General features: G+C 57.8%; 1 protein-coding gene. It reads right to left on the bottom strand.

All coding sequences use genetic code 11. From position 1 onward, the window contains the following. Nucleotides 1-4,291 (bottom strand): glycoside hydrolase family 94 protein (locus M7F93_RS11155; RefSeq protein WP_298173427.1); only part of this gene is annotated, 4,291 nt, incomplete at both ends.

A 4,291-nucleotide genomic window follows, 5' to 3' on the forward strand; every position in this document is an offset into this window, starting at 1 on the left:
GACGGCCCAACTCTGGCTGATGGAATCTATTTGGCATTCGTCATTCGCAGCAGAACCAAGGGGCGTACCATCATCAAAATAAGCCCGCCGATACCAGGCACCGTCCCAGGCATTTTTTTCTATGCCCTCCTGTAACACGGCAGCCTGTTGCACACAAAGATCAACGATAGCGCTGTCACCCCGGTTGCGCGCGAGTCCGGCAAACTGCTGCAGATTCTGAATCAGGAACCAGGCCAGCCAGACGCTCTCACCCCGGCCCTCACGGCCGACCAGATTCATCCCGTCATTCCAGTCGCCACAGCCCATCAGCGGTAAGCCATGGGCACCAAATCGCAAGCCGTTTTTGAGCGCCCGCACGCAATGATCATAGAGGCTGGTGGATTCGGCAGACTGCTGGGGCTGATCGTAGTAGGATTCTTCCTCGGAATTCAGCTCGCGGCCTTCGAGAAAATGAATGGGTTCGTCGAGTACGCCACTATCGCCGGTAGCCATCACAAAACGACAGGTGGCATAGGGTAACCAGAGATAGTCATCCGAAATATGGGTGCGCACCCCTTGGCCGTGGGGCGGATGCCACCAGTGCTGGACATCCCCCTGGCGGAATTGGCGCTCTGCACAACGGATCAGTTGCTCCCGGGCCAGCCAGGGAGTGGTGTGGATCAGCGCCATGCTGTCTTGCAGTTGATCACGGAAACCGTAGGCCCCGCCCGACTGGTAGTAGCCGCTGCGGCCCCAGAGTCTGCTGGAGATGGTCTGGTAGACCAGCCAGCCGTTCGCTAATACGTTCAGTGCAGGATCCGGGGTTTCCACATATATCGTACCTAAGGTCCGATTCCAGTATTCCCGCACCCCTGCCAAAGCTTGCCGCGCACCCTCTCTACCGGCGAAACGGTCTGTATATCGCTGCGCTTCGTCGGTGCTGGCGGCGGTACCAAAAACAAACACGACCTCGCGCTCCGTGCCTTCGGCCAGATGAATCAGCGTTTGTATGGCGGCACAGGGATCAAGGCCCGCCCCTGTTTTACCCGATAAATGGCTGCGGTACAGTGCCGCAGGCTTGGCAAGCGTACCATTACGACCGATAAACTCGCTGCGGTTGCCAGTGATCGTACGCTCCCGTTCACTGGTCTGAACGAACACGACCCGATGTCCGCACTCGCGGCCATAGTCATTGTGGGCATACAGCGCACCGTTGTGCAGATCGGTTTCGGTGACGATATGCATCATATTGGCATGGCGCCACTCGCCGAGCACCAGTTCCCAGTATCCCGTCAGCGAAAGCCGTCGCGAGCGCTTGGAATGATTGCGCAGCTTGACCACCACGAATTTCACCGGCGCGTCCATCGCGACGTAGGTGGTCATTTCTGAAGATATCCCCGACTCATAATGTTCAAAAACGGTGTATCCAAATCCGTGGCGGCACACATATCCGGACTGACCGCGGGCGGGCAATGGAGAGGGTGACCAAAATACTCCGGTGTCTTCGTCGCGGATATACAGGGCTTCGCCACTACTGTCACTCAGCGGATCGTTGTGCCATGTGGTCAGACGGAATTCATGGGCGTTTTCGACCCAGGTATAGGCGCCGCCGCTCTCGCTGATGACGGTGCCGATGTGCGGACTGGCAATCACATTGGCCCAAGGGGCGGGCGTACTTTGGCCCGGCTCCAGACCGATGACGTATTCACGTCCATCGGCCGTGAATCCACCTAATCCGTTGAAAAAAATAAGTTCACGCGGAGGCAACGGTTGTATGATTTCGGTAGCGAGGGGTGACCGCGGATTCAGCGGAGCAGGAAAACGATCCCCGGATACCCGCCGTTCCACCTGCTCCAGCAGGGAGTCGGCGCTGTCGGTGAGGATAATGCGCGCGACGGTCTGGAACAGCACGCGATCCTCTTCGGAAAGTTCTTCGGCGCGGCGTAAAAAGACGCCGCCGGGTTTGTCGATGACTTGTGCTTCCGGACCTGCGTGAATCAAGCCCATAATCTGATCTTGCAGCGTGGCCCGGTAGCTGGTGAAATCTTCGTTGACGATCACCAGATCGGCCGCCAGTCCTTTCAGTCGCCAATAGGCATGGGCCTGCAGCATTTGTTTTACCAGATTGATGCGGTTTAATTGACTGACGCGCAGCAGCACAATCGGTAAATCGCCCGATATCCCGAAGCGCCACAGGCCGGATTGCCCTAACTGATTACGGGCAATCACACTGGGCGCGGCCCTCCGCAGGGCACTGGCGTAGACCACGGAATTGGCGAGGCGGCCATACACCTGGGCATCGGCTTCACTGGCGCTCAGATGACGGAGCACTTCCTGGCTCTGGAACCAGGCCATTTCAAAAGCCCGTTCCGCCAGGTGACGATCACCATACTTCTCCAGCAGGGCGATGGCGGCCTCACGGGTGTCGGCAATTCCGGAAATGATCTGCACCGTCGCGGACTCGTCTACGCCAAGCGTCAGCGTACGACGGATGGCCACAATGGGGTCTAATACGGGACCCTCGCTATTTGATAATGTAGCCTGTTGTAGACTATCGAAGACGCGCGGATGTTCGGCGGTACGACCACGGCCGATAAACTGTGCGCGATCGGTTTCGTAAGATGCTGCGCTGGCGGCAACTCCGGGAGCCGCAAACAGATGGAACATCCAAGGCACTTGCTCGTCCGGTGAGCGGCGCCGTCGGGTACAGAGAATCGCATTGTGCTCTGCCAGAATTTCGGTCTGAACGAACAAGTTGCTAAATGCGCGGTGAGCAAGGTCGGCATTCAGCGGCGCGAGGACAAGCTCGGTATAACTCGTTAACTCTATCTGACGAATGCGCGAGGAGACATTGGTGAGCGTTACGCGGCGGATCTCCACATCGTCTTCCGGCGCAACGGCGACCTCCATATAGCTTTCTATCATCTGATCGCGGCGACGATATTCCGCCCGCGCCTGGACGAAAATCGCCTCATAGTGATCGGCTTTGCTTCGGGTGGGTTGATGGGTCGTCGACCAAAAGTGTCCGGAATGACGATCACGCAGGTAAATGAAGGTCCCCCAGGTGTCTATGGCGGTATCCTCGCGCCAGCGGTTCACGGCGAGACCACCACGATGGCTGTAGCCGCTGCCGGCATGGTTGATCATGACGTGGTAGTGGCCATTAGACAGAAGGTGGACTTCTGGCATGGACGTATCCGGATTGGTGAATGCGCGCATAATCGCGGCGGTCTCGACGCTGGACACGTTTGCGGCGGCGCTGACTTCAGCCGCATGGGGATGCAAGGTAGCTTCTTGTCTGGGCAGGCGCTCCTGCAACAATAATTGAGTGGCCTGAATGCCGGGATCAGATAAAAATCGGCGCTGCATCGGTTGGTTAAGAAGGACGTGGGCAAAAGCCAGGAGGCTCATGCCCTGATGATGCGCCATAAAGGTGCGGACAATGGCATGACTCTCGCCCGGTGGCACCCGTGATGGGGTGTAATCGATGGCTTCGTAAAATCCATAGGTGCCGAGAAACCCCTGCGCCGCAAGGGCCTGCAAGTTGTGGCAGGCCTCCCACGGCATCACGGTCAGTGCCAGCGCGCTGGCATAGGGTGCAATCACCAAATCATCGCCGAGTCCGCGTTTGAAACCAAGACCGGGAACCCCAAATGCCCGGTATTGATAGACTTGATGCATGTCCACGGCGTTGAAGCAGGATTCCGATATTCCCCAGGGTACGGTGCGTTGGCGCCCATATTCTATTTGACGGGAGACGGCCGCTTTGCAGGTCTGGTGGAGCAGCGTGTTGGGGAAATCCGGCATGATCAATTGCGGCATGAGATACTCAAACATCGAGCCGCTCCACGAAATCAAGCACAGTTCGCCACCGTAGCTCGTCAACAGGCGACCCAGCGAAAACCAATGTTTCTGTGGTACTTGTCCTTGTGCAATAAGCAGAAAACTGGCCAGGCGTGCTTCTGATGCCAGCAGGTCGTAGCAGGAGGGATCACGGCGCCGTTCCCCGACATCATAGCCAATGGCCAGCAGGTCGCGCGCAGGGTCGTAAAGAAATTCAAAATCCATCACCGCCAATGCGCGGCAGCGATCTACCAATTGATTGATCACCCGCAACCGTTCTGCGGCAGCCGCCCGGGTGTTTGCCGTCCCCGTGGCAATGTCATGGGCCAATTCGGCCAGTGTCAGGGCATCGTTCAAATGCCGCGCTTCAGGGGCGAGGTTTTCCAGATCCGCCGCCAAAGCGCGACATTGTTGATAAAACGCCCGCGCCCAGTAAGCACATTCGCTATCCGCCGGAGCATCGGCGGGG

This window comes from Acidithiobacillus sp. (genome assembly GCF_027322205.1).
Lineage (GTDB): Bacteria > Pseudomonadota > Gammaproteobacteria > Acidithiobacillales > Acidithiobacillaceae > Acidithiobacillus.